The organism is Streptomyces violens, from assembly GCF_000717745.1.
Classification (GTDB): Bacteria; Actinomycetota; Actinomycetes; order Streptomycetales; family Streptomycetaceae; genus Streptomyces; species Streptomyces violens.
On record NZ_JOBH01000001.1, the window covers coordinates 364,525 to 387,075 of the forward strand.

The 22,551-nt window shown below is 69.5% G+C and carries 18 protein-coding genes; 5 read left to right on the forward strand and 13 right to left on the reverse strand.

Annotated elements, in window-relative coordinates:
- Window positions 1–243: 243 nt before the first annotated feature.
- From rodA to folC, 8 genes are all read right to left on the reverse strand, one after another.
- The gene (rodA, locus tag IF04_RS0101620; protein ID WP_030249648.1) at window positions 244–1,440 is read right to left on the reverse strand and encodes a rod shape-determining protein RodA; all 1,197 of its coding nucleotides are present in this window, start codon (window positions 1,438–1,440) and stop codon (window positions 244–246) included.
- Window positions 1,437–3,575, reverse strand: a complete 2,139-nt coding sequence (mrdA, locus tag IF04_RS0101625; protein ID WP_030249650.1) for a penicillin-binding protein 2 — start codon at window positions 3,573–3,575, stop codon at window positions 1,437–1,439. The genes rodA and mrdA overlap by 4 nt, the downstream gene beginning before the upstream one ends.
- Entirely contained in the window at window positions 3,572–4,291 is a 720-nt protein-coding gene (mreD, locus tag IF04_RS0101630) for a rod shape-determining protein MreD (RefSeq protein ID WP_030249653.1), read from the reverse strand. The genes mrdA and mreD overlap by 4 nt, the downstream gene beginning before the upstream one ends.
- Window positions 4,292–4,296: 5 nt before the next feature.
- Window positions 4,297–5,235 carry a rod shape-determining protein MreC gene (gene mreC / locus IF04_RS0101635; RefSeq protein WP_030249656.1) on the reverse strand — a complete coding sequence of 313 codons (939 nt, stop codon included), beginning with the start codon at window positions 5,233–5,235 and terminating at the stop codon, window positions 4,297–4,299.
- A 303-nt stretch (window positions 5,236–5,538) separates the two neighbouring features.
- Window positions 5,539–6,558, reverse strand: coding sequence for a rod shape-determining protein (locus IF04_RS0101640; RefSeq protein WP_030249658.1), 1,020 nt, complete (start codon window positions 6,556–6,558; stop codon window positions 5,539–5,541).
- A gap of 293 nt (window positions 6,559–6,851) precedes the next feature.
- Window positions 6,852–7,265, reverse strand: a complete 414-nt coding sequence (ndk, locus tag IF04_RS0101645) for a nucleoside-diphosphate kinase (RefSeq protein WP_030249661.1) — start codon at window positions 7,263–7,265, stop codon at window positions 6,852–6,854.
- A gap of 130 nt (window positions 7,266–7,395) precedes the next feature.
- Complete coding sequence (locus tag IF04_RS0101650) at window positions 7,396–7,752, reverse strand: DUF4233 domain-containing protein (RefSeq protein WP_030249663.1); 357 nt, start codon at window positions 7,750–7,752, stop codon at window positions 7,396–7,398.
- Between the two features lies 1 nt (window position 7,753).
- Window positions 7,754–9,295 carry a bifunctional tetrahydrofolate synthase/dihydrofolate synthase gene (gene folC / locus IF04_RS0101655; RefSeq protein WP_030249666.1) on the reverse strand — a complete coding sequence of 514 codons (1,542 nt, stop codon included), beginning with the start codon at window positions 9,293–9,295 and terminating at the stop codon, window positions 7,754–7,756.
- A gap of 245 nt (window positions 9,296–9,540) precedes the next feature.
- Between folC and IF04_RS0101660 the strand changes: the two genes are divergently transcribed.
- The 4 genes from IF04_RS0101660 to IF04_RS0101675 all read left to right on the forward strand — a co-directional run bounded on the left by IF04_RS0101660 (window position 9,541) and on the right by IF04_RS0101675 (window position 13,986).
- Window positions 9,541–10,533, forward strand: a complete 993-nt coding sequence (locus IF04_RS0101660; RefSeq protein ID WP_037957939.1) for an Lrp/AsnC family transcriptional regulator — start codon at window positions 9,541–9,543, stop codon at window positions 10,531–10,533.
- A gap of 279 nt (window positions 10,534–10,812) precedes the next feature.
- Window positions 10,813–12,234 carry an amidase gene (locus IF04_RS0101665; RefSeq protein WP_030249671.1) on the forward strand — a complete coding sequence of 474 codons (1,422 nt, stop codon included), beginning with the start codon at window positions 10,813–10,815 and terminating at the stop codon, window positions 12,232–12,234.
- Between the two features lie 58 nt (window positions 12,235–12,292).
- A complete protein-coding gene (locus IF04_RS35405; protein ID WP_037957941.1) occupies window positions 12,293–12,508 on the forward strand; it encodes a hypothetical protein in 216 nt (71 codons plus the stop codon).
- Window positions 12,505–13,986 carry a sodium:solute symporter family protein gene (locus IF04_RS0101675; RefSeq protein ID WP_063829425.1) on the forward strand — a complete coding sequence of 494 codons (1,482 nt, stop codon included), beginning with the start codon at window positions 12,505–12,507 and terminating at the stop codon, window positions 13,984–13,986. The genes IF04_RS35405 and IF04_RS0101675 overlap by 4 nt, the downstream gene beginning before the upstream one ends.
- A gap of 3 nt (window positions 13,987–13,989) precedes the next feature.
- Here the strand turns inward: IF04_RS0101675 and IF04_RS0101680 are convergent, their stop codons facing one another.
- Window positions 13,990–15,438, reverse strand: coding sequence for a peptidoglycan D,D-transpeptidase FtsI family protein (locus IF04_RS0101680; RefSeq protein WP_030249677.1), 1,449 nt, complete (start codon window positions 15,436–15,438; stop codon window positions 13,990–13,992).
- Window positions 15,439–15,626: 188 nt separating this feature from the next.
- Window positions 15,627–18,263 carry a valine--tRNA ligase gene (locus IF04_RS0101685; protein WP_030249679.1) on the reverse strand — a complete coding sequence of 879 codons (2,637 nt, stop codon included), beginning with the start codon at window positions 18,261–18,263 and terminating at the stop codon, window positions 15,627–15,629.
- A 140-nt stretch (window positions 18,264–18,403) separates the two neighbouring features.
- Here IF04_RS0101685 and IF04_RS0101690 point away from each other — a divergent pair, with 140 nt between their 5' ends.
- A complete protein-coding gene (locus tag IF04_RS0101690; RefSeq protein WP_030249682.1) occupies window positions 18,404–19,387 on the forward strand; it encodes a hypothetical protein in 984 nt (327 codons plus the stop codon).
- Between the two features lie 104 nt (window positions 19,388–19,491).
- Here IF04_RS0101690 and clpX read toward each other — a convergent pair whose 3' ends face one another.
- The 3 genes from clpX to IF04_RS0101705 all read right to left on the reverse strand — a co-directional run bounded on the left by clpX (window position 19,492) and on the right by IF04_RS0101705 (window position 22,281).
- Window positions 19,492–20,781 carry an ATP-dependent Clp protease ATP-binding subunit ClpX gene (gene clpX, locus IF04_RS0101695; protein ID WP_030249684.1) on the reverse strand — a complete coding sequence of 430 codons (1,290 nt, stop codon included), beginning with the start codon at window positions 20,779–20,781 and terminating at the stop codon, window positions 19,492–19,494.
- 174 nt (window positions 20,782–20,955) lie between these two features.
- Entirely contained in the window at window positions 20,956–21,621 is a 666-nt protein-coding gene (locus IF04_RS0101700; protein WP_037800896.1) for an ATP-dependent Clp protease proteolytic subunit, read from the reverse strand.
- Window positions 21,622–21,678: 57 nt separating this feature from the next.
- Window positions 21,679–22,281: an ATP-dependent Clp protease proteolytic subunit gene (locus tag IF04_RS0101705; RefSeq protein WP_030249688.1), complete on the reverse strand. Its 603-nt coding sequence runs from the start codon at window positions 22,279–22,281 to the stop codon at window positions 21,679–21,681.
- Between the last annotated feature and the right edge of the window lie 270 nt (window positions 22,282–22,551).

The window sequence follows — 22,551 nt, forward strand, 5'->3', positions numbered from 1 at the left end:
GACTTCTCCTGACGGGGCGGCTTGGGGGCGCCTGCGTACGGATACGGAACTCTGTCTCGGGATACGGACTGTTGTCTCGCTGAAGCTGTGCGCGACAGCATGCCGTCCGGGCGGCGTTACCGCCACGTAAGACCTGTCACAGTCCGTGTCCGTGTGCACGGGGTAGACGTACCGGAACGGGTGTGGTCCGGCCCCCTGGCGGGGAACCGGACCACGGTGGTGCCGACGACGGGCCGGGCGGCGTCAGGCGGAGACGGGCCGCTGCACTCTGATCGACTGCAGCAGTCCGATGGCGATCCATACGGCGAACATCGAGGTGCCGCCGTAGGAGACGAAGGGCAGCGGCAGGCCGGTGACCGGCATGATCCCCAGCGTCATCCCGATGTTCTCGAACGCCTGGAACGCGAACCAGGCGATGATGCCGGAGGCGACGACCGTGCTGTACAGCTCGGAGGACTCCCGGGCGATCCGGCAGGCGCGCCAGAGCACCACGCCCAGCAGGAAGATGATCAGGCCCGCGCCGAGGAAGCCCAGCTCCTCACCGGCGACCGTGAAGATGAAGTCGGTCTGCTGCTCGGGCACGAACTGGCCGGTGGTCTGGCTGCCCTGGAACAGGCCCGCGCCGAACAGCCCGCCGGAGCCGATCGCGATGCGCGCCTGGTTGGTGTTGTAGCCGACGCCCGCCGGGTCCAGGCTCGGATTGGCGAAGGCCGCGAACCGGGCGATCTGGTAGTCGTCGAGCAGATGCAGCTGCCAGACGCTCAGACAGCCCACCACGCCGAGGGTCACCAGGCCGATGACCCAGCGGTTGGACGCGCCCGAGGCGAGCAGCACGGCCAGCACGATCGTGCCGAGCACCATCACCGAGCCGAGGTCCGGCATCAGCATGATGACCACTATCGGGACCAGCGCGATGCCGAGAGCCTGGAGGACGGCGCGGTGGCCGGGGTGCTCCCGGTCGCCCGCGTCGACCCGTGCCGCGAGGACCATCGCCATGCCCAGCGTGATGGTGATCTTCGCGAACTCGGCGGGCTGCAGGGAGAGTCCGCCGGGGATGGCGAGCCAGGACCGCGAGCCGTTGATGGTGGCCCCGAGCGGGGTGAGCACCAGCGCGGACAGCAGCAGCGAGAGGCCGTACAGGATGGGGACGGCGCCGCGCAGCGTGCGGTGGCCCAGCCACACCGTGCCGGCCGCGAGCGCGAGGCCGATGCCGGTGTTGAGCAGGTGCTTGAGAACGTAGGAGTACTGGTCGCCGTGGTTCAGCTCGATGCGGTTGCGGGTGGCCGAGAAGACCAGGACCGCGCCGATGAGCGAGAGGGCCAGGCAGGAGAAGAGCAGTATCCAGTCCAGCCGCCGGACGACGGAGTCCCGCGCGGTGAGCTTGGACCAGACGCCGCGGTCGGGGGCGTAGCGCCGGATGGCGTAGCTGCTGCTGGTCACTGGACCGCCCCTTCCGGCTTCTTCTCGTCGTTGACGATCGGCTTGGTCAGCTTGCCGGCGGTGATGTTGCCGTCCCGGTCGATCCTCGGGAGGGTCGCCTGCGGCTTCGGCAGCAGCGCCTTGTCCTTGTGGATCTTGCCCTTGGCGTCCACGCCGTAGATCGCGTCGTAGATCTTGCGGACGGCCGGACCCGAGGCGCCGGAGCCCGTACCACCCTGGGAGATCGTCATGACGATCGTGTAGTCCTTGGTGTACGTGGCGAACCACGACGTCGTCTGCTTGCCGTAGACCTCCGCGGTACCGGTCTTGGCGTGCATCGGGATCTGCTTCTGCGGCCAGCCCTCGAACCGCCAGGCGGCGGTACCGCGAGTGGCCACACCCTCCAGCGCCTTGTCGATCTGCTTCAGCGTCTTCGGCGTGTCGGGCAGCTTGCCGTGCGCCTCCGGCGCGATCTCGCGGACCTTCTTGCCGTCGGCGCTGATGATCGCCTTGCCGATGGTCGGGTCGTACATCGTCCCGCCGTTGGCGAGCGCCGCGTAGATCGTCGCCATCTGGATCGGCGTCACGAGGGTGTCGCCCTGGCCGATGGAGTAGTTGACCGAGTCACCGGCGCGCATCTTCATGCCTTCGAGACAGCTCTCGTAGGCGAGGCGCTGGACGTAGCTGCCGCCCTTCTTGCCGGTCTTGCACCAGGAGTCCTTGTTGGCCTTCCAGAAGTCCTTCTTCCACTGGCGGTCCGGGACCCGGCCCTTGACCTCGTTGGGCAGGTCGATGCCGGTCTCCTTGCCGAGGCCGAACTGGTGCGCGGTCTTGTAGAACCAGTCCTTGGGGTCCTTGGGCTTGTTGCCGCCGTCCTTGACCCACTGCTTGTAGGCCAGGTCGTAGAAGACGGTGTCGCAGGAGACCTCCAGCGCCCGGCCCAGGGTGATCGCACCGTGGCTCTGGGACTCGAAGTTCTTGAAGACCTGCCCGCCGACGTTGTACGAGCTGGAGCAGTTGTACCGGCCGTTGAACTCGTACCCGGCGTTGACCGCGGCCGAGGTCGAGATGACCTTGAAGATCGAGCCGGGGGCCGCCTGGCCCTGGATCGCGCGGTTCAGCAGCGGGTAGTTGGACTTCTTGCCGGTCAGCCTGGCGTAGTCCTTCGCCGAGATGCCGCCGACCCAGGCGTTCGGGTCGTACTCCGGCTGGGAGGCCATGGAGACCACCCTGCCGGTCTTGTTCTCCATGACGACCACGGCACCGGCGTCCGCCTTGTAGTTGGTACCGGTGTTCCGGTCGTGCTGCTTGCGGGCCTCCACCATCGCCTGGTGGAGCTCCTTCTCGGCAACGGCCTGCACACGGGCGTCTATCGAGGTGACGACGTTGTCCCCGGGCCGGGCCGGATCGCTCTTGGCCTTGCCCATGACCCGGCCGAGGTTGTCGACCTGGTAGCGCGTGACGCCGGCCTTGCCGCGCAGCGCGCTGTCGTACGTCCGCTCAAGACCCGAGCGGCCGACCATGTCCGAGCGCAGGAACGGCGAGTTCGTGTGCTCCGCCTTCTTGATCTCCTCGTCGGTGACCGGCGAGAGATAGCCGAGCACCTGGGAGGTCGCGGCCTTGGCGGGGGCCGGGTAGCGGCGTACCGCGGTGGGCTCGGCGGAGATGCCGGGGAAGTCCTCGGAGCTCTCCCGGATCTTCAGGGCCTGCTGGGTGGTGGCCTCGTCCGTGATCGGGATGGGCTGGAAGGGCGAGCCGTTCCAGCAGGGCTGCGGCGTCTTGGAGTCGCAGAGCCGGACCTTGTTCTTGACGTCCGTGTACGACATGCCCAGGACGTGCGCCAGGCGGGTCAGTACGGCCTTGCCCTCGTCGTCCATCTTCATCAGCGCGGTGCGGCTGGCGGAGACGACGAGGCGGGTCTCGTTGTCGGCGAGCGGCACGCCGCGCGCGTCGAGGATCGAGCCGCGCACGGCCGGGTCGACGACCTGCTGGACGTGGTTGCCGCTGGCCTCGGCGGCGTACTCGTCGCCGTTGCGGATCTGGAGGTACCAGAGCCGGCCGCCGAGGGTGAGGAGCAGCGAGAAGACCAGTATCTGGATGGCGACGAGGCGGACGGTGACGCGGGTGGTCCTGCCCGTCTCAGGAATATTGCTCACAGACGCTTGACCCCCTTGATGCGTGCCGACTTCGTGCGGTTCGCCTTGCCGCCGAGCAGGCCGCCGCGCTGGCTGCCGATCCGCGGCGTCCGGCCCCCGCGCCCGGGGCGGCTCATGCGCAGCCCGCTGCCGGTGGAGAGCCAGCCGTACGCGGCCTCGCCCGTCGCCAGGCCACCGGACTGGGTGCCGCCGGAACTGTCGGAGGCCAGCGGATCGTTGTCCGAGCGACGGGCCAGGGCCATCACGAGCGGCACGCTGAAGGGGGCGAGCACGAGGTCGTAGACGATGGCGGTGAACAGCAGGAGGGGGATGCCGACGGTGTTGCCCGCGTTGTCGCCGGCCAGCGAGCCGACGCCGGCGTAGAGCAGGGTCGAGCCGACGGCGGCGCAGACCACGACGGTCAGCGGCAGCGAGGCGGAGCGGTGCCGGCTCTTGTCGGGCCTGGTGAGCCCGGCGGCGTAGCCGATGACGCAGAGCACGAGGGCGTAGCGGCCGATCGCGTGGTCGGAGGGCGGCGCCAGGTCGGCGAGGAGCCCGGCGCCGAAGCCGATGAAGGCCCCGGCGACATGCCCGTACACCATCGACAGGCCGAGGACGACGAGGAGGAGCAGGTCCGGTACTGCTCCGGGGAGGTGCAGTCTGGCGAGCACACCCACCTGGACGACGAGGGCCACGGCCACGAGGGCGGTGGAGAGGAGGATCCGGTTGATGCGCATCGGGCTCAGCTCCTGGTGGCGCCGCTCGGGGAAGGCTTGGGCTTGGCGGTCACGGTGACCGTCGGGGTGGGCTTGGGCTTGGCGGGCTTGGGCGGCAGGACCGTGTCCCGGGGGTTCTCGCGCGGCGGCTGGACGACGACGCCGACGACGTCCAGGCGGGAGAAGCCCGCGAAGGGCTTCACCTGGACCGTCCGGGTGAGGTCGCCGTTGGCACTGCCGACGTGGGTGATGGTGCCGACCGGCACGCCGGGCACGAAGGGCTTGCCCTCGCTGGAGCCGAAGGTGACCATCCGGTCGCCCTTCTTCACGTTCGCCTTGCCGTTGAGGAGCTGGACGCGCAGCGGCCCGCCGCCCTGTCCGTTGGCGAAGCCGATCTCGTTGGTCTTCTCCATACGGGTGCCGACGGTGAAGTCCGGGTCGATGGCGAGCAGGACGGTGGCGGTGTCCTTGCCGACGGTGGTGACCCGGCCGACGAGCCCGTCGCCGTTCAGTACCGTCATGTCGCGGGCGATGCCGTCCTTGGCGCCGGCGTCGATCGTGACGGTCCAGGAGAAGCCCTGGGCGGCTCCTATGGCGATGACCTGGGCGCCCTTGATGCCGTACTGGCCGGCGCCCGCGGTTTTGAGCATCTTGTCCAGCTCCCCGGCGCGCACATGGTCGCGGTCGGAGGAGCCGAGCTTGGCCTTCAGGGCGGCGTTCTCGCGTTCGAGCTGGGCGATGCGACTGTGCCGGCCGTCCGAGTCACGGACGGCGTCGACGGCGTTGCCGACGGGGTCCACGACCGAGGCGACACCGGTCTCGACCGGCCCGAAGGCGGAGGCCGCGACCTGCCGGGCACCCTGCAGCGGGGACTGCTCGCCGCCGCGGATGTCCACCGTGATCAGTGCGAACGCGATCGCGACCAGCAGCACCAGCAGGAGCCGGCTCTCTCGTGTGTCCCTCACGTGCGGCGGCCGTGTCCTTCCTCGTAGGACCGGCCGGCTGCGGGCCCGCGCCGGTCTCGCTGGGGATCTGGGTTGTGCCTGAGTTGAGTTGTACAGCTGGAGTTGGCGCGGGCCGCCGCGCGGCGGGCGGTACCGGAAGTGCCGGTACTGCGGGGCGTCGGGGCGGGGTGCGGGGGGTGAGTACTAAGGGAGGCGAAGTACTACGGGAGTGGATGCTGTCTGTTGTATATCAACGATCTGCTGAATATCAGCGATCTGCCGTACGGGCTGGCAGGCGGCCGTACGGCAGATCGCCGACGGAGGTCATCTGCGCGGCTGCGAGTCGAGGACCTGCTGAAGAGCCTCGAACTCCTCCACGCACTTGCCGGAACCGAGCGCGACGGAGTCGAGCGGGTCCTCGGCGATGTGGATCGGCATGCCGGTCTCGCGGCGGAGCCGCTCGTCCAGGCCGCGGAGCAGGGCGCCGCCACCCGTGAGGACGATGCCGCGGTCCATCACGTCACCGGACAGCTCCGGCGGGCACTTGTCGAGCGTCGTCTTGACCGCGTCGACGATGGAGTTGACCGGCTCCTCGATGGCCTTGCGGACCTCGGCCGCGGAGATGACCACGGTCTTGGGCAGGCCCGAGACCAGGTCGCGGCCGCGGATCTCGGTGTGCTCGTCCTGGTCGAGGTCGTACGCCGAACCGATCGTGATCTTGATGGACTCGGCCGTCCGCTCACCGAGGAGGAGGCTGTACTCCTTCTTGATGTGCTGGATGATCGCGTTGTCCAGCTCGTCGCCGGCCACCCGGATGGACTGTGCCGTGACGATTCCGCCGAGCGAGATGACCGCGACCTCGGTCGTGCCGCCGCCGATGTCCACCACCATGTTGCCGGTGGCCTCGTGGACCGGCAGCCCGGAACCGATGGCCGCGGCCATGGGCTCCTCGATGATGTGCACCTGACGCGCACCGGCCTGCGTCGACGCCTCGATGACCGCACGGCGCTCGACACCTGTGATGCCGGAGGGCACACAGACGACGACCCGCGGCCGGGCGAGGTACCGGCGCTTGTGGATCTTGAGGATGAAGTAGCGGAGCATCCGCTCGGTGATCTCGAAGTCGGCGATCACGCCGTCCTTGAGCGGGCGAACGGCCACGATGTTGCCAGGGGTCCGGCCGATCATCTTCTTGGCCTCTGCGCCCACGGCGAGGATCCCGCCGGTGTTGGTGTTGATGGCCACGACCGACGGTTCGTTCAGAACGATCCCTCGACCCCTGACGTACACCAGCGTGTTGGCGGTGCCGAGGTCGACAGCCATGTCACGGCCGATGAACGACATGTTGTTCCCCATGAGGATACGTCTGGCCTTCCCAACTGGAGCGAATGCTTACTGGAGGTCGGCAGGAGGTGATGCGCTGACGCGCGGAAGCCTTCATGGTAGTCCGGGAAGGCCCGTCCGCTCGAACGCGGTGCGGGGTTCCTCCGCCATTGTCAGCGGAACACGTGCCCGCCCCCCTTAATGGTGACGTCGTGTCGGGGTGATGCGTTCCCCGGTTGGCTGTACGTATGCCGAAGGGCGACCGAATTTCTTCGGTCGCCCCAGGTCGCGCGCGGTTTGTGCCTGATGCCCCGTCAGGACAGGCCAGGGAAGAAAATCTTGATCTCGCGCTCCGCGGACTCCTCGGAGTCGGACGCGTGAATGAGGTTCTCCCGGGTGATTGTGCCGAAGTCGCCCCGAATGGACCCGCTCGGTGCCTTGATCGGGTCGGTAGGACCAGCCAACTGGCGTACGCCCTCGATCACCCGCTCGCCTTCAACGACGAGCGAGACGATCGGACCGGAGGACATGAACTTCACCAGCGGCTCGTAGAAGTCCCGGCCGACGTGCTCGGCGTAGTGCTGCTCCAGGACCGCACGGTCCAGGGTCCGCAGCTCCAGCGCGCTGATCGTCCAGCCGGCCTTGCGCTCGATGCGGCCGAGAATCTCGCCGACCAGGCCGCGCTGCACGGCATCGGGCTTGAGAAGGACGAGGGTGCGCTGGCTCATCGGTGGGGCTCCTTGCAATACAGACAGTTGGGGGTGTGCCGAGGCTACATGGGGCGGGTGACCTGCCGGGGGCCGGGCCTGCGGGGGCTGTGCCGCCGGGCGGCGCCCGGCGGCACAGCCCCCGTACAGGTCAGGCCGGGTCCGGGCCCGCCGCGTCCGCCTGGGCCGCCCAGCGGGCCTTCGCCTCGTCGATCTTGCGGCCGAAGTGGACCGAGGCCCACCACAGGGCCGCGAAGACCACGCCGAGGAAGTACATCGTCGGCACGATCACCCCGCTCGCGATCAGCGCGATCTGCAGCACCCAGCCGAGCGCCACCCCACCGGGCCGCGAAATCATGCCGCACAGCAGCAGCGACAGCAGCATCGCGATGCCGCTGACCGTCCAGACCGTGGCCGTGGACAGATCCGAGGTCTGCATGGCCACCAGCCCGGCGAAGCCGATCACGAAGAACTCGCCGATCAGCGTGCTCGCACACAGGGTGCGCATGTCAGTTCCTCCCCATGAGGAGCCGGGCCTCGCCCACCGTGATCACGGAACCGGTGACCAGCACACCCGCACCGCTGTACTCGCCCTCTTCCTCGGCCAGCGTGATCGCCGCCTCCAGGGCGTCGTCCAGCCGCGGCTCGACCTGCACCCGCTCGGCGCCGAACACCTCGACCGCGAGGGCGGCCAGCTCGTCCGGATCCATCGAACGGGGCGTGGAGTTCCGCGTCACCACGACCTCGGCGAAGATCGGCTCGAACGCCTCCAGCAGCCCGCGCACGTCCTTGTCCCCACTCGCACCGACCACGCCCACAAGTCGGCTGAAACCGAACGCCTCGGTCACCGCTTCGGCAGTCGCGCGAGCGCCCGCGGGGTTGTGCGCCGCGTCCAGCACCACCGTGGGGCTCCGGCGCACGACCTCCATCCGGCCCGGCGAGGACACCGAGGCGAACGCGGAGCGGATCGTGTCGATGTCCAGCGTGCGCGCGTGCTCCGTACCGACCCCGAAGAACGCCTCGACGGCGGCGAGCGCGACGGCCGCGTTGTGCGCCTGGTGCGCGCCGTACAGCGGCAGGAAGACGTCCGTGTACTCGCCGCCCAGACCGCGCAGCGTCAGCAGCTGCCCGCCGACCGCCTGCTCGCGCGCGAGCACCCCGAACTCCATGCCCTCGCGGGCGACCGTGGCGTCCACGTCGACGGCGCGCTTGAGCATCACCGAAGCGGCCTCCACCGGCTGCTGCGCGAGCACGACCGTGGCGTCCTTCTTGATGATCCCGGACTTCTCCCCGGCGATCGCCTCCGGCGTGTCACCGAGCCGGTCGGTGTGATCGAGCGAGATCGGCGTGACCACGGCGACATCCCCGTCGATCACATTGGTGGCATCCCACTTACCCCCCATCCCGACCTCCACGACCGCGATGTCGACGGGCGCGTCCGCGAAGGCCGCGTACGCCATCCCGGTCATCACCTCGAAGAAGGACAGCCGGTAGTCCTCCCGCTCGTCGACCATCTCCACGTACGGCTTGATGTCCTCGTACGTCTCGATGAACTTCTCGGCGGAGATCGGCGCGCCGTCCAGGCTGATCCGCTCGGTGATCGACTGGACGTGCGGGCTGGTGTAGCGCCCGGTACGCAGGTCGAAGGCGGCCAGCAGCGCCTCGATCATGCGGGCCGTGCTGGTCTTGCCGTTCGTGCCGGTGATGTGGATCGAACGGTACGAGCGCTGCGGCTCCCCGAGGATGTCCATCAGCGCCGCGATGCGCTGCACCGAAGGGTCGAGCTTGGTCTCGCCCCAGCGGGTCGCCAGCTCGGCCTCCACGGCACGCAGCGCGCGGTCCACCTCGGGGTCCTCGGGGCGCGCCGGCACATCGCTCGTCGGCGGTCCGGCCTGGGCCCGCAGCGTACGGCTGCCGGCCTCGATCACCGCGAGGTCGGGGTCTCGGTCGGTCTCGGCCTCGATCATCTCGTCGAAGGCGTCGACCTCCGGGCCGGGGATCAGGTCGGGGTCGATCGGGTCGGGGTCGTCGTTCTCGGGGCGCTCGCTCACAGCACCAGTCTAGGAGAACGACCGCATTTCCCTCACAGGGCGTACAACTACAATATGTAATTGACCCAGGGCACTTTCTCACCCCCCGTAATCGTTGCCGTAATAAGAAGTAAGGAGGAGGCGACACACGGCGGACGCGAGTCCCTCCGGGGAGCGGACGGGAGTCCCTCCGGGGCTGAGTACAGCCACCGCACACGGTCTCTTCACTGTTCTTGGCTGTTCTTGGCTGTCGTTACTGTGATCCCGTGACCGCTGCCGACACGGGCCAAGGGCCCGACGCCCTGGACCGCCGGATCATCGCCGCGCTGCAGATCGACGGCCGGGCGTCCTGGCGCCGCATCGCCGCCGCGCTCGGCGAGCCGGAGCGCACCGTCGCGCGCCGCGGCCTGCACCTGCTGGGCAGCGGCCAGGTGACGGTCACCGGGCTGGTCGCCCGCGGCGAGACGGCGATCGTGCGGCTGGGCTGCCCGCCCGGTACGGCGCGGGACGCGGCGCTGGCGATGGCGGACCGCGCCGGCACGGTCTTCAGCTACGTGCTGTCCGGGCCGCCGGACTGCGTGGCGGAGGTGCAGTGCCCGCCGGGCCGGCTGGCCGCACTGATGCTCGACGAGGCCCCGGCCGTGCCGGGCCTGACCGCCCAGCACGTCTCCCCCGTCCTGCGGTACTTCCGTACGGTCCACGACTGGCGCCCCGGCATCCTGGACGAGGCCGAGGCGGCCGCGCTGTCCCGCTTCCCGGCCCGCCCCGAGCAGGCGAGCGCGCCGGCCGAGGAGCTGGGGCCGGAGGAGCGGCGCATCGTGGAGGCGCTGGCCGAGGACGGGCGGCGCACGCACGAGGAGCTGGCCGCGCTGGCCGGGGTGTCCGAGGCGACGGCGCGGCGCCGGGTGGAGGCGCTGACCCGGTCGGGTGCGGTGTCGATACGGGCCGCGGTGGAGCCCGCGCTGCTGGGGCTGCCGGTCGAGGCGCTGCTGTGGATCAGGACCCGGCCGGACGCGGTGGAGACCGTCGGGCGGCTGCTGACCGAGTCGCCGCTGGTGCGGTACGCGGCGGTGGTGATGGGCGAGCACCAGCTGCTGGTGGACGTCACCCAGCCGTCGATGACGGCGCTGCACGCCTTCCTCACCGAGGGGCCGTGGGTGCGGCACGTGGAGGCGGTCAGCTCGCACCTGGTGGTGGCGGCCCTGAAGCGCAGCGCCACACCGACACCGTTGATGCGGGCGCTGCGGGCGGCGGGCTGACGGCAGCGGGCCGGCGGCAGCGAGCTGACGGCAGCGGGCCGACGGCAGCGGGCCGACGGCAGCTCGGGCCCGGGCGGGGCGTTGCGGGTGGCGGGCCGCCCCGGCCGATCGGTATGGCCAGGTGGCCAGTGCGGTGCGGCTGTAAGCGTCACTTGTTGAATGTGGGCGTCTGAAAGATTCATTCGGGCATGACTATTGACCACTTCCTGCACACGACCGCAGGATGAGCGCTCATCCAGCCCAGTTCAGGCCAGCCCAGTTCAGGACGGATGGTCATGCATGACTGACGAGATCACGTACGCGTCCGCCACCGAGCTTGCCGCTCGGATTCGGAAGCGGGAGGTGTCGGCACGGGAGGTCGTGCAGGCTCACCTCGACCGGATCGAGGACGTTAATTCGCAGGTCAATGCGGTGGTTACGGTTGATCACGCGGGGGCGCTGGCCGCTGCTCGCGATGCCGATGAGCGGCTCGTGCGGGGGCGTGAAGTCGGTCCGTTGCACGGGCTGCCGATCGCCTTCAAGGACACGCACCTCACGCGTGGGATGCGCACCACCCACGGTTCGCCGCTCTTCGCCGATCATGTGCCGGACGAGGACGAGCTTCTCGTGGAGCGTGTTCAGGCGGCCGGTGCGATCCGTATCGGTAAGACCAACGTTCCGGAGTTCGCGGCCGGTTCGCACACTTTCAACCCGGTCTTCGGGGCCACCCGTAATCCGTACGATCGCAGTCGGTCCGCCGGTGGGAGCAGTGGTGGCGCGGCCGCCGCACTTGCCGCCGGGTTGCAGCCGCTCGCCGACGGGAGCGACATGGGCGGGTCGCTGCGGAATCCCGCCTCGTTCTGCAATGTGGTCGGGCTGCGGCCCACGCCGGGCCGGGTGCCGAGCCATCCCGCGAGCGACCCGTGGGACACCCTGGCCGTCGCCGGGCCGATGGGCCGTACCGTCGCCGACGTCGCGCTGCTGCTGTCGGTCATGGCCGGGCCCGACCCGCGCTGCCCGCTTTCCCTGGACACCCCGGGCTCGGCCTTCCGCGCTCCGCCGGCGGCGGATCTGCGTGGACTGCGGGTCGCCTGGACGCCGGACCTGGGCGGGCGGGTGCCGGTCGATCCGGAGGTCACGGCCGTACTGGAGCCGCAGGTACGGGTCTTCGAGGAGCTGGGCTGCCGGGTCACGGAGGACTGCCCGGACCTGGACGGCGCCGAGGATGTCTTCCGTACGCGGCGGGCGCAGTTGTTCGCCCAGGGGCTCGGTGAGCTCCTCGATGAGCACCCCGGCGCGCTCAAGCCCAGCCTGGTGTGGAACATCGAGGAGGGCCGGAAGTTGACCGGTCCCGACCTCGCCCGTGCCACTGCCGCGCACGCCCGTATCCATCTGGCGGCGACGGACTTCTTCTCCCGTTACGACGTGCTGCTCGCGCCGGTCAGCCAGGTGGTGCCGTTCGACGCGGAGGTGGAGTACCCGAGGCTGGTCGCGGGCGAGGAGCAGCACACGTATCTGGACTGGATGCGTTCGGCGTACTTCGTGACCGTGCTGGGGGCGCCCGCGCTGTCCGTGCCGGCCGGGTTCACGCCCGGTGGGCTGCCGGTCGGTCTGCAGGTGGTCGCGGCGCCCCGTGCCGAGCTGACGGCCCTGCGCGCCGCGCACGCCTATGAGGCCGCCACGGGCCACGGCCTGCGCCGCCCCGCCCTTCTCCATAGCTGACCCCAGCTCCCCCCACACCGCTGTTCTGTTCCCCTCCCCTCCTCCCCCGGGATCCGACATGAGCCAGCGTCATCTGGTGTACCTCGCCGTGCCCACGGCCGGGTTCTTCGCCACCCCGTATCTGCCCTTCGTCAACACCACCACGTTGTGGCTGGGTCTGCCGGCCGTCCTGGTGTGGAGCGTGCTGTGGACGGTGGGTACCACCGTTGCGCTCGCCCTGTACGAGGTGCGCGCCCCGCACCCCGAGGACGCCGAAGAGGAGGCCGCGGCATGAGTACGACCATGGCGGTCACCCTGGCCGGCATTCTCGCGATCGCCGCCGTGGGTCTGTCCGGTCGCCGCAATACCGGGCACGACCTGGGCGAATGGGCCGTCGGCGGGCGCCGTTTCGGTGCCGTGACGATGTGGTTCCTGCAGGCCGGCGAGTCGTTCACGACGTTCAGCTTCCTGGGGCTGGCGGGGCTGGCCTTCAGTGACGGGGTCGCCGCCACGTATGCGTTGGGGTATCTCTCCCTCTGTCTGATCGGGCAGTACCTGACCGGGCCGCGGCTGTGGCGGCTCGGCAAGGAGAACGGGTACATCACGCAGGCGGACTTCTTCGCCGACCGGTTCAACAGCCCGCTGCTGGGCAAGGTCGTCGCGGTGGTGGGGGCCGTCTTCCTGCTGCCGTACCTGCAGTTGCAGATCACCGGGCTGGGGCTGATCGTGCAGCTGGCCACCGGCAGCGAGTCGGGCGCGACCGGTTCGATGATCCTGGCGACGGTGCTCACCGTCGGTTTCGTCCTGTGGTCGGGGCTCCGGGGTATCGCGCGCGCCGCGTACTTCAAGGACGTGCTGATGGTCGTTGCGCTGCTGGTGCTGGTGATCGCCGTGCCGCTCGCCCTCGACGGCGGGCTCGGCGGGCTCTTCACCGCCGTACGGGAGAGCCGTCCGGATCTGCTCACCCTGCACGGGGGCGGCACCGACGCGACGTGGTTCACCACCGCGATGCTGATCAGCGCGATCGGCGCGGGGCTGAACACCATGCCGCATCTGTGGTCGGCGATCCTGTCCGCGAACAGTTCCCGGGCGCTGCGCCGGAATTACATCTGGCTGCCGCTGTACCAGGTGGCCATCGCCGTGCCGGTGGTGGTCGGCTTCGCCGGGGCGCTGACGTTGAAGCCCGGTACGGACAGCAAGGCGGCGCTGCTCACGGTGGCCGGGGGTGCGCTGCCGGGGTGGCTGGTGGGTGTGGTCGCGGTGGCCGCGGCGGCGACGGCGATGGTGCCGTCGGCGGCGTTGCTGCTCGGTATCTCGACGTTGGTGTCGCGCAATCTGCTGCCGGCGCGGAGCCCGCGCATGACGATGCGGATCAACCATGTGTGCGTGCTGCTGGCGTCCGGGCTGGCGTTGGTGCTGGGGCTGACGCGGCCCGCGCTGTTGGCGAATCTGCTGTTGCTCACGTATGGGGGGTTGGCGCAGCTCGCCCCGGCGACGGTGATGGCGCTGGCCCGGCGCAATCGGCTGGGCGCCGGGCCCGCGCTGCTCGGCATCGTCGCGGGGGTGCTGACGTTGGCCTGGCTGACGTTCGGTGGGGTCGATATCGGCACGGTCGACGCCGGGTTGCTCTCGCTTGTACCGAACGTTGTGGTCACCGTGGGGGCGCAGGTGCTGTGGCGTGGGGGTGCGGGTGGGGCGGAGCGGCTCCCCGCCGGTGGAGGTGCCGCTGCGCCCACCCGTGCCGCCCCTAGCGGCACGACTGCCCGCAGCTAAGGGTTACTTGAGCGCCGCCTTCATCATCGCCTTGGCCACCGGCCCAGCCAGTCCCCCGCCCGAGATGTCGCCGCGGGCCGCGTCGCTGTCCTCGACGACCGTTGCCACGGCGACCTGGTTGCCCTCGGAGTCCTCGGCGTAGGAGACGAACCAGGCGTAGGGCATGCCGCTGTTGTCCACGCCGTGCTGGGCGGTGCCGGTCTTGCCGCCGACCGTGAGGCCGTCGATCTTGGCGCCGGAGCCGGTGCCCTTCTCGACGACGGTCTGCATGGCGGACTGGAGCTGTTCGGCGTTGGCCTTCGACAGCGCGGTCTTGTACGTCTTCGGCTCGTACTGCTGGACGGTGTTGCCGCCGCCGTCGGTGAGCTTGTCGACCTCGTACGGGGTCTTCAGCTCGCCGTCATTGGCGATCGCCGAGACGACCATGGCCATCTGCAGCGGGGTGGCCTGGTCGTCGAACTGGCCGATGCCCGACAGTGCGGTCTGTGCGGAGTCCATGCCGGAGGGGTAAATGCTCTTGGCGGCGCGGACCGGGACGTCGATCTTCGCGTCGTTGAAGCCGAACTTCTCCGCCTGCTCCTTGACCTTCTTCTCGCCCAGGTCGGCGGCGAGCTTGCCGAAGACGTTGTTGCAGGAGTACTGGAGCGCGGTGCGGATCGTGGCGTCCTCGCAGGGCGCGGCGGCGTTCTCGTTGGTCAGGTCGGTGCGGGTGTTCGGCAGCCGGTAGGGGTTGGGGCTGTCGGTGCGCTCGTCGACGGAGGAGTACAGGCCGTTCTCCAGCGCGGCGGCGGCGACGACCAGCTTGAAGGTGGAGCCGGGCGGATAGGTCTGGCGCAGGGCGCGGTTCAGGTGGGGCTGGTCCTTGTCGCCGGTCATCTCCGCCCAGGCCTTCTGGTCGGCGCCGGACTGTCCGGCGAACTTCCCGGGGTCGTAGGAGGGTGTGGAGACCATGCCGAGGATGCGGCCGGTGGCGGGGTCGAGGGCGACGGCGGCGCCGGTCTTGTTGCCGAGCGCTTCGTAGCCGGCCTTCTGGACCTTGGCGTCGAGGGTGGCCGATATGTCGCCGCCCTTGGCGCGCTCGCGGGACACCAGGTTGACCGGGGACTGGAGGCGGCTGTCGGAGCCGTCGAGTACGTCGCCATAGAGGCTCTCCAGCTGGGTGGAGCCGTAGATCTGGGAGGAGTAACCGGTGAGCGGGGCGTACAGCGGGCCGTCGGTGTAGGTCCGCTTGTAGGCGAGGGTGCCGTCGGTCGGCGTGGAGCCGGTGACCGGGTGGCCGTCGACGAGGATGTTGCCGAGCGGGCGGGAGTACTTCTCGATGTTGACCCGCGGATTGTTGTCGTCGTCCGCGAGGGAGTCCGCCTTCGCGCCCTGGATCCAGGTGGCCCAGCCCATCAGGGCGAGGACCAGGGCGAGGCAGAAGACGGAGACGCGTCGCAGGGGCTTGTTCATGGCTTCGAGCGTCGCGCGGCTGGATGAGAGCCGGATGAGAATTCGGTACGCGTATGCCGACAATCAGCATGCTTTGTCCCGACGGCCGGCGCGAGGCCCGGTCCGGGCAGGCGGCATGCGCCAGGCCCCCGCTGCATGCGCGAGGCCCCCGTCCGCAGCGGACGGGGGCCTCGGCAGCGGTCCGGGGGTCAGCCCTTCGGCAGGCGCTCCAGCTGGGCGGTGATGCGGACGATGTCCGCCTCGGCGGTCTCGAGGCGGGTGCGGATCTTGTCCACGACCTTCTCGGGGGCCTTGGCGAGGAACGCTTCGTTGCCGAGCTTGCCGGTGGCCTGCGCCTTCTCCTTCTCGGCGGCGGCGAGGTCCTTGGCCAGGCGCTTGCGCTCGGCCTCGATGTCGATCGCGCCGGAGAGGTCGAGGGCGACGGTCGCGCCGGCCACCGGCAGCGAGGCGGTGGCGGCGAAGTCGTCACCGGCGGGCTGCAGGCGGAGCAGCGAGCGCATCGCGGCCTCGTGCGCGGCGAGTGCCGTGCCCGCGAGGTCGAGCTGGGCCGGGACCCGCTGGCCGGGCTGGAGGCCCTGGTCGGAGCGGAAGCGGCGGACCTCGGTGACGACCTGCTGGACCGTCTCGATCTCCTTCTCCGCGGCCTGGTCGCGGAAGCCGCTGTCGGCGGGCCAGTCGGCGACGACGACGGACTCCTTGCCCGTGAGCGTGGTCCACAGCGCTTCGGTGACAAAGGGCACGATCGGGTGGAGCAGGCGAAGGGTGACGTCGAGGACCTCGCCGAGGACGCGGGCCGAGACCTCGGCGGCACGCCCGCCGCCCATGAAGGTGGTCTTGGACAGCTCGACGTACCAGTCGAAGACCTCGTCCCACGCGAAGTGGTAGAGCGCGTCGGAGAGCTTCGCGAACTGGAAGTCGTCGTAGTACGCGTCGACCTCGGCGACCGTGGCGTTCAGCCGGGAGAGGATCCAGCGGTCCGTCGCCGACATCTCGGCGGGGTCCGGGAGCGGGCCCTCGACGTTCGCGCCGTTCATCAGCGCGAAGCGGGTGGCGTTCCAGATCTTGTTGGCGAAGTTCCGGGACGCCTGGACCCAGTCCTCGCCGATCGGCACGTCCGTACCGGGGTTGGCGCCGCGGGCGAGGGTGAAGCGGACGGCGTCGGAGCCGTACTCGTTCATCCAGTCCAGCGGGTCGACGACGTTGCCGAAGGACTTCGACATCTTCTTGCCGCGCTCGTCGCGGACCAGGCCGGTCAGCGCGATGGTCTTGAACGGCACCTCGCCGTCCATCGCGTACAGGCCGAACATCATCATCCGGGCGACCCAGAAGAAGATGATGTCGTGGCCGGTGACCAGCACGTCGGTGGAGTAGAACTTCTCCAGGTCCGGGGTCTTCTCGGGCCAGCCCAGGGTCGAGAAGGGCCACAGGCCGGAGGAGAACCAGGTGTCCAGGACGTCGGTGTCCTGGGTCCAGCCCTCGCCGGTCGGCGGCTCCTCGTCGGGGCCGACGCAGACGACTTCGCCCTCGGGGCCGTACCAGACCGGGATGCGGTGGCCCCACCAGAGCTGGCGCGAGATGCACCAGTCGTGCATGTTGTCGACCCAGTCGAAGTAGCGCTTCGACATGTCCTCGGGGTGGATCTTCACGCGGCCGTCGCGGACCGCGTCACCGGCGGCCTGCGCGAGCGGGCCGACCTTGACCCACCACTGCATCGACAGTCGCGGCTCGACCGTGGTGCTGCAGCGCGAGCAGTGGCCCACGGAGTGGGTGTACGGGCGCTTCTCGGCGACGATGCGGCCCTGCTCGCGCAGTGCGGCGACGATCGTGGAGCGCGCCTCGAAGCGGTCCAGGCCCTCGAAGGGGCCGTGCACGGTGATCACGCCGCGCTCGTCCATGACGGTCATCGACTCCAGGCCGTGGCGCTGGCCGATGGCGAAGTCGTTGGGGTCGTGGGCGGGGGTCACCTTGACGGCGCCGGTGCCGAACTCCGGGTCGACGTGGGTGTCCGCGACGACGGGGATGGTGCGGTCGGTCAGCGGGAGCTTGATGCGCTTGCCGACGAGGTGGGCGTAGCGCTCGTCGTCGGGGTGGACGGCGACGGCGGTGTCGCCGAGCATCGTCTCGGCGCGGGTGGTGGCCACGACGAGGGTCTCGTCGCCCTCGCCGTACTGGATGGAGACGAGCTCGCCGTCGTCCTCCTGGTACTCCACCTCGATGTCGGAGATGGCGGTCAGGCAGCGCGGGCACCAGTTGATGATGCGCTCGGCGCGGTAGATCAGCTCGTCGTCGTAGAGCCGCTTGAAGATGGTCTGGACGGCCTTGGAGAGGCCCTCGTCCATCGTGAAGCGTTCGCGGGACCAGTCGACGCCGTCGCCGAGGCGGCGCATCTGGCCGAGGATCTTGCCGCCGTACTCTTCCTTCCACTGCCACACGCGGTCGACGAACGCGTCGCGGCCGAGGTCGTGGCGGGACTTGCCCTCCTCGGCGAGCTGCTGCTCGACCTTGTTCTGGGTGGCGATGCCGGCGTGGTCCATGCCGGGCAGCCAGAGCGCCTCGAAGCCCTGCATGCGCTTGCGGCGGGTGAGGGCGTCCATCAGCGTGTGCTGGAAGGCGTGGCCGAGGTGGAGTGAACCCGTGACGTTCGGCGGCGGGATCACGATCGTGTGAGCCGGCTTGTCGCTCTTCGCGTGTGCCTCGAAGTAGCCGCGCTCTACCCAGCGCTCGTACAGCGGCCCCTCTACGTCGGCCGGCGCGTACTGGGTCGGCAGTTCTGCGGGGGTGCTGTTCGGCCCGGAAGCAGGGCTCTTCTGAGGTGTCTCGGTCACGACGCTCAGTGTACGGGCGCGCATGTCGCAGTCTCGAATCGGTTTGGCCCCCGAGGCATCAGTGACGCCTGGTGTCGTACAGGATGTGAGCAACGCATAAAGCTGTCCGTTGTTCTGTTGTCACGAGGGGAAACCGCTCCATGAGCTACAACCAGCCGCCACCCGGCCCTTACGGGCAGCCGCAGCAGCCGGGGCCGTACGGTCAGCCGCAGCCGCCGCAGGGCCCGCAGCCGGGGTACGGCTACCCGCAGCAGGGCGGCCCGGTGCCCCCGCAGCAGGGTTACGGCGGTCAGCCCCAGGCGCCCTACGGACAGCCCCCGCAGCAGCCTTACGGACAGCCGCAGCAGGCTCCCCAGCAGCAGCCTTACGGACAGCAGGCGCCGTACGGGCAGCCGCAGGCCCCGTACGGTCAGCAGCAGCCGGGCCAGTTCCCGCAGCAGGCCCCCTACGGCCAGCAGCCGCAGTACGGCCAGGTTCCGCCGCCCCCGCCCGCCGGCGGCAGCGGCAAGGGCAAGAAGATCGCGCTGATCGTCGGTGCCGTCGTGGTCGTGGCCGCGATCGCGGGCGGCGCGATCGCCGTGTTCGGCGGGGGCGGCGGCCTGGAGAACGACGGCCCGCACAAGCTCACGACGCCGGGCACGGCGGCCGGGTACAAGCTGGTGCCGGGCTCGGGGCGGACCTCCGCCGGCAAGGACGGCATGTCCAAGAACCTGCCGATGAAGGACCCGACCTCGGTACAGGGCGTCTACGCGCCCGGTCTCGAACCGAAGAACGGCCTGGTGCTGCAGGGCTCCTACGGCACGATGGATGACCCGGGCACGGCGCTGGACGCCTTCTTCCTGTACATGCAGAAGCAGGCCACCAAGGACGGCAGCGACGCGGAGCTGGTGGGCGCGCCCGAGGAGTTCACGCCCGAGGGCGGCGAGGGCGCGCTGGTGAAGTGCCAGACGGCCAAGGCCAAGGAGCCGAAGCCGGGCGAGGTCTCGGAGGTGCCGATCTGCGCCTGGGCGGACTACAGCACCTTCGGCGTCGTCATGCCGGGCGAGAAGAACACGGCGCGCGACCTGGAGTCCGCGGCCGATCTGCTCGGCAAGGTCCGCAAGGACGTCCGCGAGAAGAAGTGACCCCGCGGGCCTCGGCCGCGGAGCGGTGACAACAGAGCGGTGACACGAAGAAGGGGGCTCCCGGCCGGTGCCGGGAGCCCCCTCTCGTCTGTCCGCAGTGCGGGCTACGCGCTCTTCTCGTGGTGCTCGCCCGACTCGCCGCCGCGGTTGCGCGGGACCAGCGTCGGGTTCACGTTCGAGTGAACGGCCTCCTCGGTGATGACGACGCGGGCGACGTCCTTGCGGGACGGCACCTCGTACATCACCGACTGGAGCACCTCCTCCATGATCGCGCGCAGACCACGGGCGCCCGTGCCGCGCAGGATCGCCTGGTCGGCGATGGCCTCCAGCGCCGGGCGGTCGAAGTCGAGCTCGACCCCGTCCAGTTCGAAGAGCCGCTGGTACTGCTTGACCAGCGCGTTCTTCGGCTCCATCAGGATCTGCAGGAGCGCCTCGCGGTCGAGGTTGTGCACCGAGGTGATCACGGGGAGGCGGCCGATGAACTCGGGGATCATCCCGAACTTCACCAGGTCCTCCGGCATGACCTCCTGGAACTGGTCCTTGGACTCGATCTCGCGCTTGGAGCGGATCGTCGCGCCGAAGCCGATGCCCTTGGCGCCGGCCCGGGACTCGATGATCTTCTCCAGGCCCGCGAACGCGCCGCCCACGATGAACAGCACGTTCGTCGTGTCGATCTGGATGAATTCCTGGTGCGGGTGCTTCCGGCCGCCCTGCGGCGGGACCGAGGCGGTGGTGCCCTCCAGGATCTTCAGCAGGGCCTGCTGGACGCCCTCGCCGGAGACATCGCGGGTGATCGAGGGGTTCTCGCTCTTGCGGGCGACCTTGTCGATCTCGTCGATGTAGATGATGCCCGTCTCGGCCTTCTTGACGTCGTAGTCGGCGGCCTGGATGAGCTTGAGGAGGATGTTCTCCACGTCCTCGCCGACGTACCCCGCCTCCGTCAGCGCCGTCGCGTCGGCGATGGCGAACGGGACGTTCAGCATCCGGGCGAGCGTCTGCGCGAGCAGCGTCTTGCCGGAGCCGGTCGGGCCGAGCAGCAGGATGTTGGACTTGGACAGTTCGATGCCCTCGTCATTGCCGCGCGCTCCGCCGTTCTCGCCCGCCTGCACCCGCTTGTAGTGGTTGTAGACGGCGACCGAGAGCGCCTTCTTCGCGGCCTCCTGGCCTACGACGTAGCCCTCCAGGAACTCGTAGATCTCCCGGGGCTTGGGCAGTTCCTCCCAACGCACCTCGGAGGTCTCGGCGAGCTCCTCCTCGATGATTTCGTTGCAGAGGTCGATGCACTCGTCGCAGATGTACACACCAGGACCCGCGATGAGCTTCTTCACCTGCTTCTGGCTCTTCCCGCAGAACGAGCACTTGAGCAGGTCGCCGCCGTCACCGATGCGTGCCACGAGGTGCTTCCCCTTCGCCTGGGATCCGCATTGCTCCTACGGACCCGGGTGCTTGCCTATCGACGGTACCTTGCCGGGCCCCCGCTGCGGGCCCCCCTTGAACCGACTCGGCCGACTCGGTACAAGGGGGAGCCACTCCGGCTCAAGTCGCGACCAGCGCGATCAATCGAACGGTCAAACCGAAACGGAACTCTTCCGGGTCGACACGATCTGGTCCACAAGACCGTACGCGAGGGACTCCTCTGCCGTAAGAATCTTGTCGCGCTCAATGTCGTCGCGGATCTTCTCGATCGGCGTGGTGGAGTGCTTGGCCAGCATCTCCTCGAGCTGCGTGCGCATGCGCAGGATCTCGTTGGCGGCGATCTCCAGGTCGGAGACCTGGCCGCGGCCCGTCTCGCTGTACGGCTGGTGGATCAGGATGCGGGCGTTGGGCAGCGCCATCCGCTTGCCGGGGGTGCCGGCCGCGAGCAGCACGGCGGCGGCGGAGGCCGCCTGGCCCATGCACACGGTCTGGATGTCCGGCTTCACGAACTGCATCGTGTCGTAGATCGCGGTGAGCGCCGTGAAGGAGCCGCCGGGCGAGTTGATGTAGATGGAGATGTCGCGGTCGGGGTCCATCGACTCCAGGCACAGGAGCTGCGCCATGACGTCGTTGGCGGACGCGTCGTCGATCTGCACGCCGAGGAAGATCACGCGCTCCTCGAAGAGCTTCGCGTACGGGTCGTACTCCCGGACGCCCTGCGAGGTGCGCTCGACGAAGCGCGGAACGATGTAGCGCGACTCGGCCTGAGGGCCCTCGTACAGGCCGCTGCCGGAGAAGTTGTTCATCTGGGTGTTCACCGTCCTGGTGGCGATCAAGTGGGCTGGGGTCGGCTGCGGGGTGAGTGGACCGGGCCGTCAGGCGCCGGTGCCGCCCCCGCCCGGGACGCCGGCGGCGGAGCCCATGACGTCGTCGATGAGGCCGTACGCCTTGGCCTCGTCGGCCGAGAACCAGCGGTCGCGGTCCGAGTCGCGGGTGATCTGCTCGACGGTCTGGCCGGTGTGGAAGGCGGTCAGCTCCGCCATCCGCTTCTTGGTGTGCAGCAGCCGCTCGGCGTGGATCTTGATGTCCGACGCGGAGCCCGCCAGGCCCGCGGAGGGCTGGTGGATCAGGATCTCGGCGTTCGGCAGCGCGAAGCGCTTGCCCGGGGTGCCGGCACTCAGCAGGAACTGGCCCATCGAGGCCGCGAGGCCCATGGCGATGGTGACCACGTCGTTCTTGATGTACTGCATCGTGTCGTAGATCGCCATGCCGGCCGAGATCGAGCCGCCCGGGGAGTTGATGTAGAGGTAGATGTCCTTCTCCGGCTCCGCGGCCAGGAGGAGCAGCTGCGCGGTGATCTTGTTGGCGATGTCGTCGTCGACCGGCTGGCCGAGGAAGATGATCCGCTCGCCGAGCAGCCGGTTGTAGACCTGGTCGCCGAGGCCACCGAAGGTCGGCTCAGCGGCGGCGGAAGGCATCGGGATCGTCACGTGTCCACCTGCTCGTTGTCGGACGGCTTTTCAGGACCGTCTCAGCGTCGTCGTCTGGGGCGCGGGACCCGGCGCCGTGTTGGTGCCCCGGCGCGGTGTCGGAAAGTCCCCTGCCCACGTATCTACGGACCCTAACGCGCTGGTCGGCGGGCGCCATCCCGCATCGAGAACTGTTCGCTCTGAGCGCAGGTGCCCGGGGGCTGCCGGGGCCGGGGGGACACGCCGGTACGCGACGGGCCCGGACCACGCGCGTGTGCG

Excerpts from the sequence above, each read along its gene's own strand:
- IF04_RS0101675 (WP_063829425.1), top strand. The coding sequence starts at position 12,505 with ATGAGTACGACCATGGCGGTCACCCTGGCCGGCATTCTCGCGATCGCC.
- IF04_RS0101680 (WP_030249677.1), bottom strand. The coding sequence starts at position 15,438 with ATGAACAAGCCCCTGCGACGCGTCTCCGTCTTCTGCCTCGCCCTGGTC.
- ndk (WP_030249661.1), bottom strand. The coding sequence starts at position 7,265 with ATGAGCCAGCGCACCCTCGTCCTTCTCAAGCCCGATGCCGTGCAGCGC.
- IF04_RS35405 (WP_037957941.1), top strand. The coding sequence starts at position 12,293 with ATGAGCCAGCGTCATCTGGTGTACCTCGCCGTGCCCACGGCCGGGTTC.
- IF04_RS0101705 (WP_030249688.1), bottom strand. The coding sequence starts at position 22,281 with ATGCCTTCCGCCGCCGCTGAGCCGACCTTCGGTGGCCTCGGCGACCAG.
- IF04_RS0101665 (WP_030249671.1), top strand. The coding sequence starts at position 10,813 with ATGACTGACGAGATCACGTACGCGTCCGCCACCGAGCTTGCCGCTCGG.
- IF04_RS0101690 (WP_030249682.1), top strand. The coding sequence starts at position 18,404 with ATGAGCTACAACCAGCCGCCACCCGGCCCTTACGGGCAGCCGCAGCAG.
- mreD (WP_030249653.1), bottom strand. The coding sequence starts at position 4,291 with ATGCGCATCAACCGGATCCTCCTCTCCACCGCCCTCGTGGCCGTGGCC.
- IF04_RS0101640 (WP_030249658.1), bottom strand. The coding sequence starts at position 6,558 with ATGTCGTTCATCGGCCGTGACATGGCTGTCGACCTCGGCACCGCCAAC.
- IF04_RS0101650 (WP_030249663.1), bottom strand. The coding sequence starts at position 7,752 with ATGCGCACCCTGTGTGCGAGCACGCTGATCGGCGAGTTCTTCGTGATC.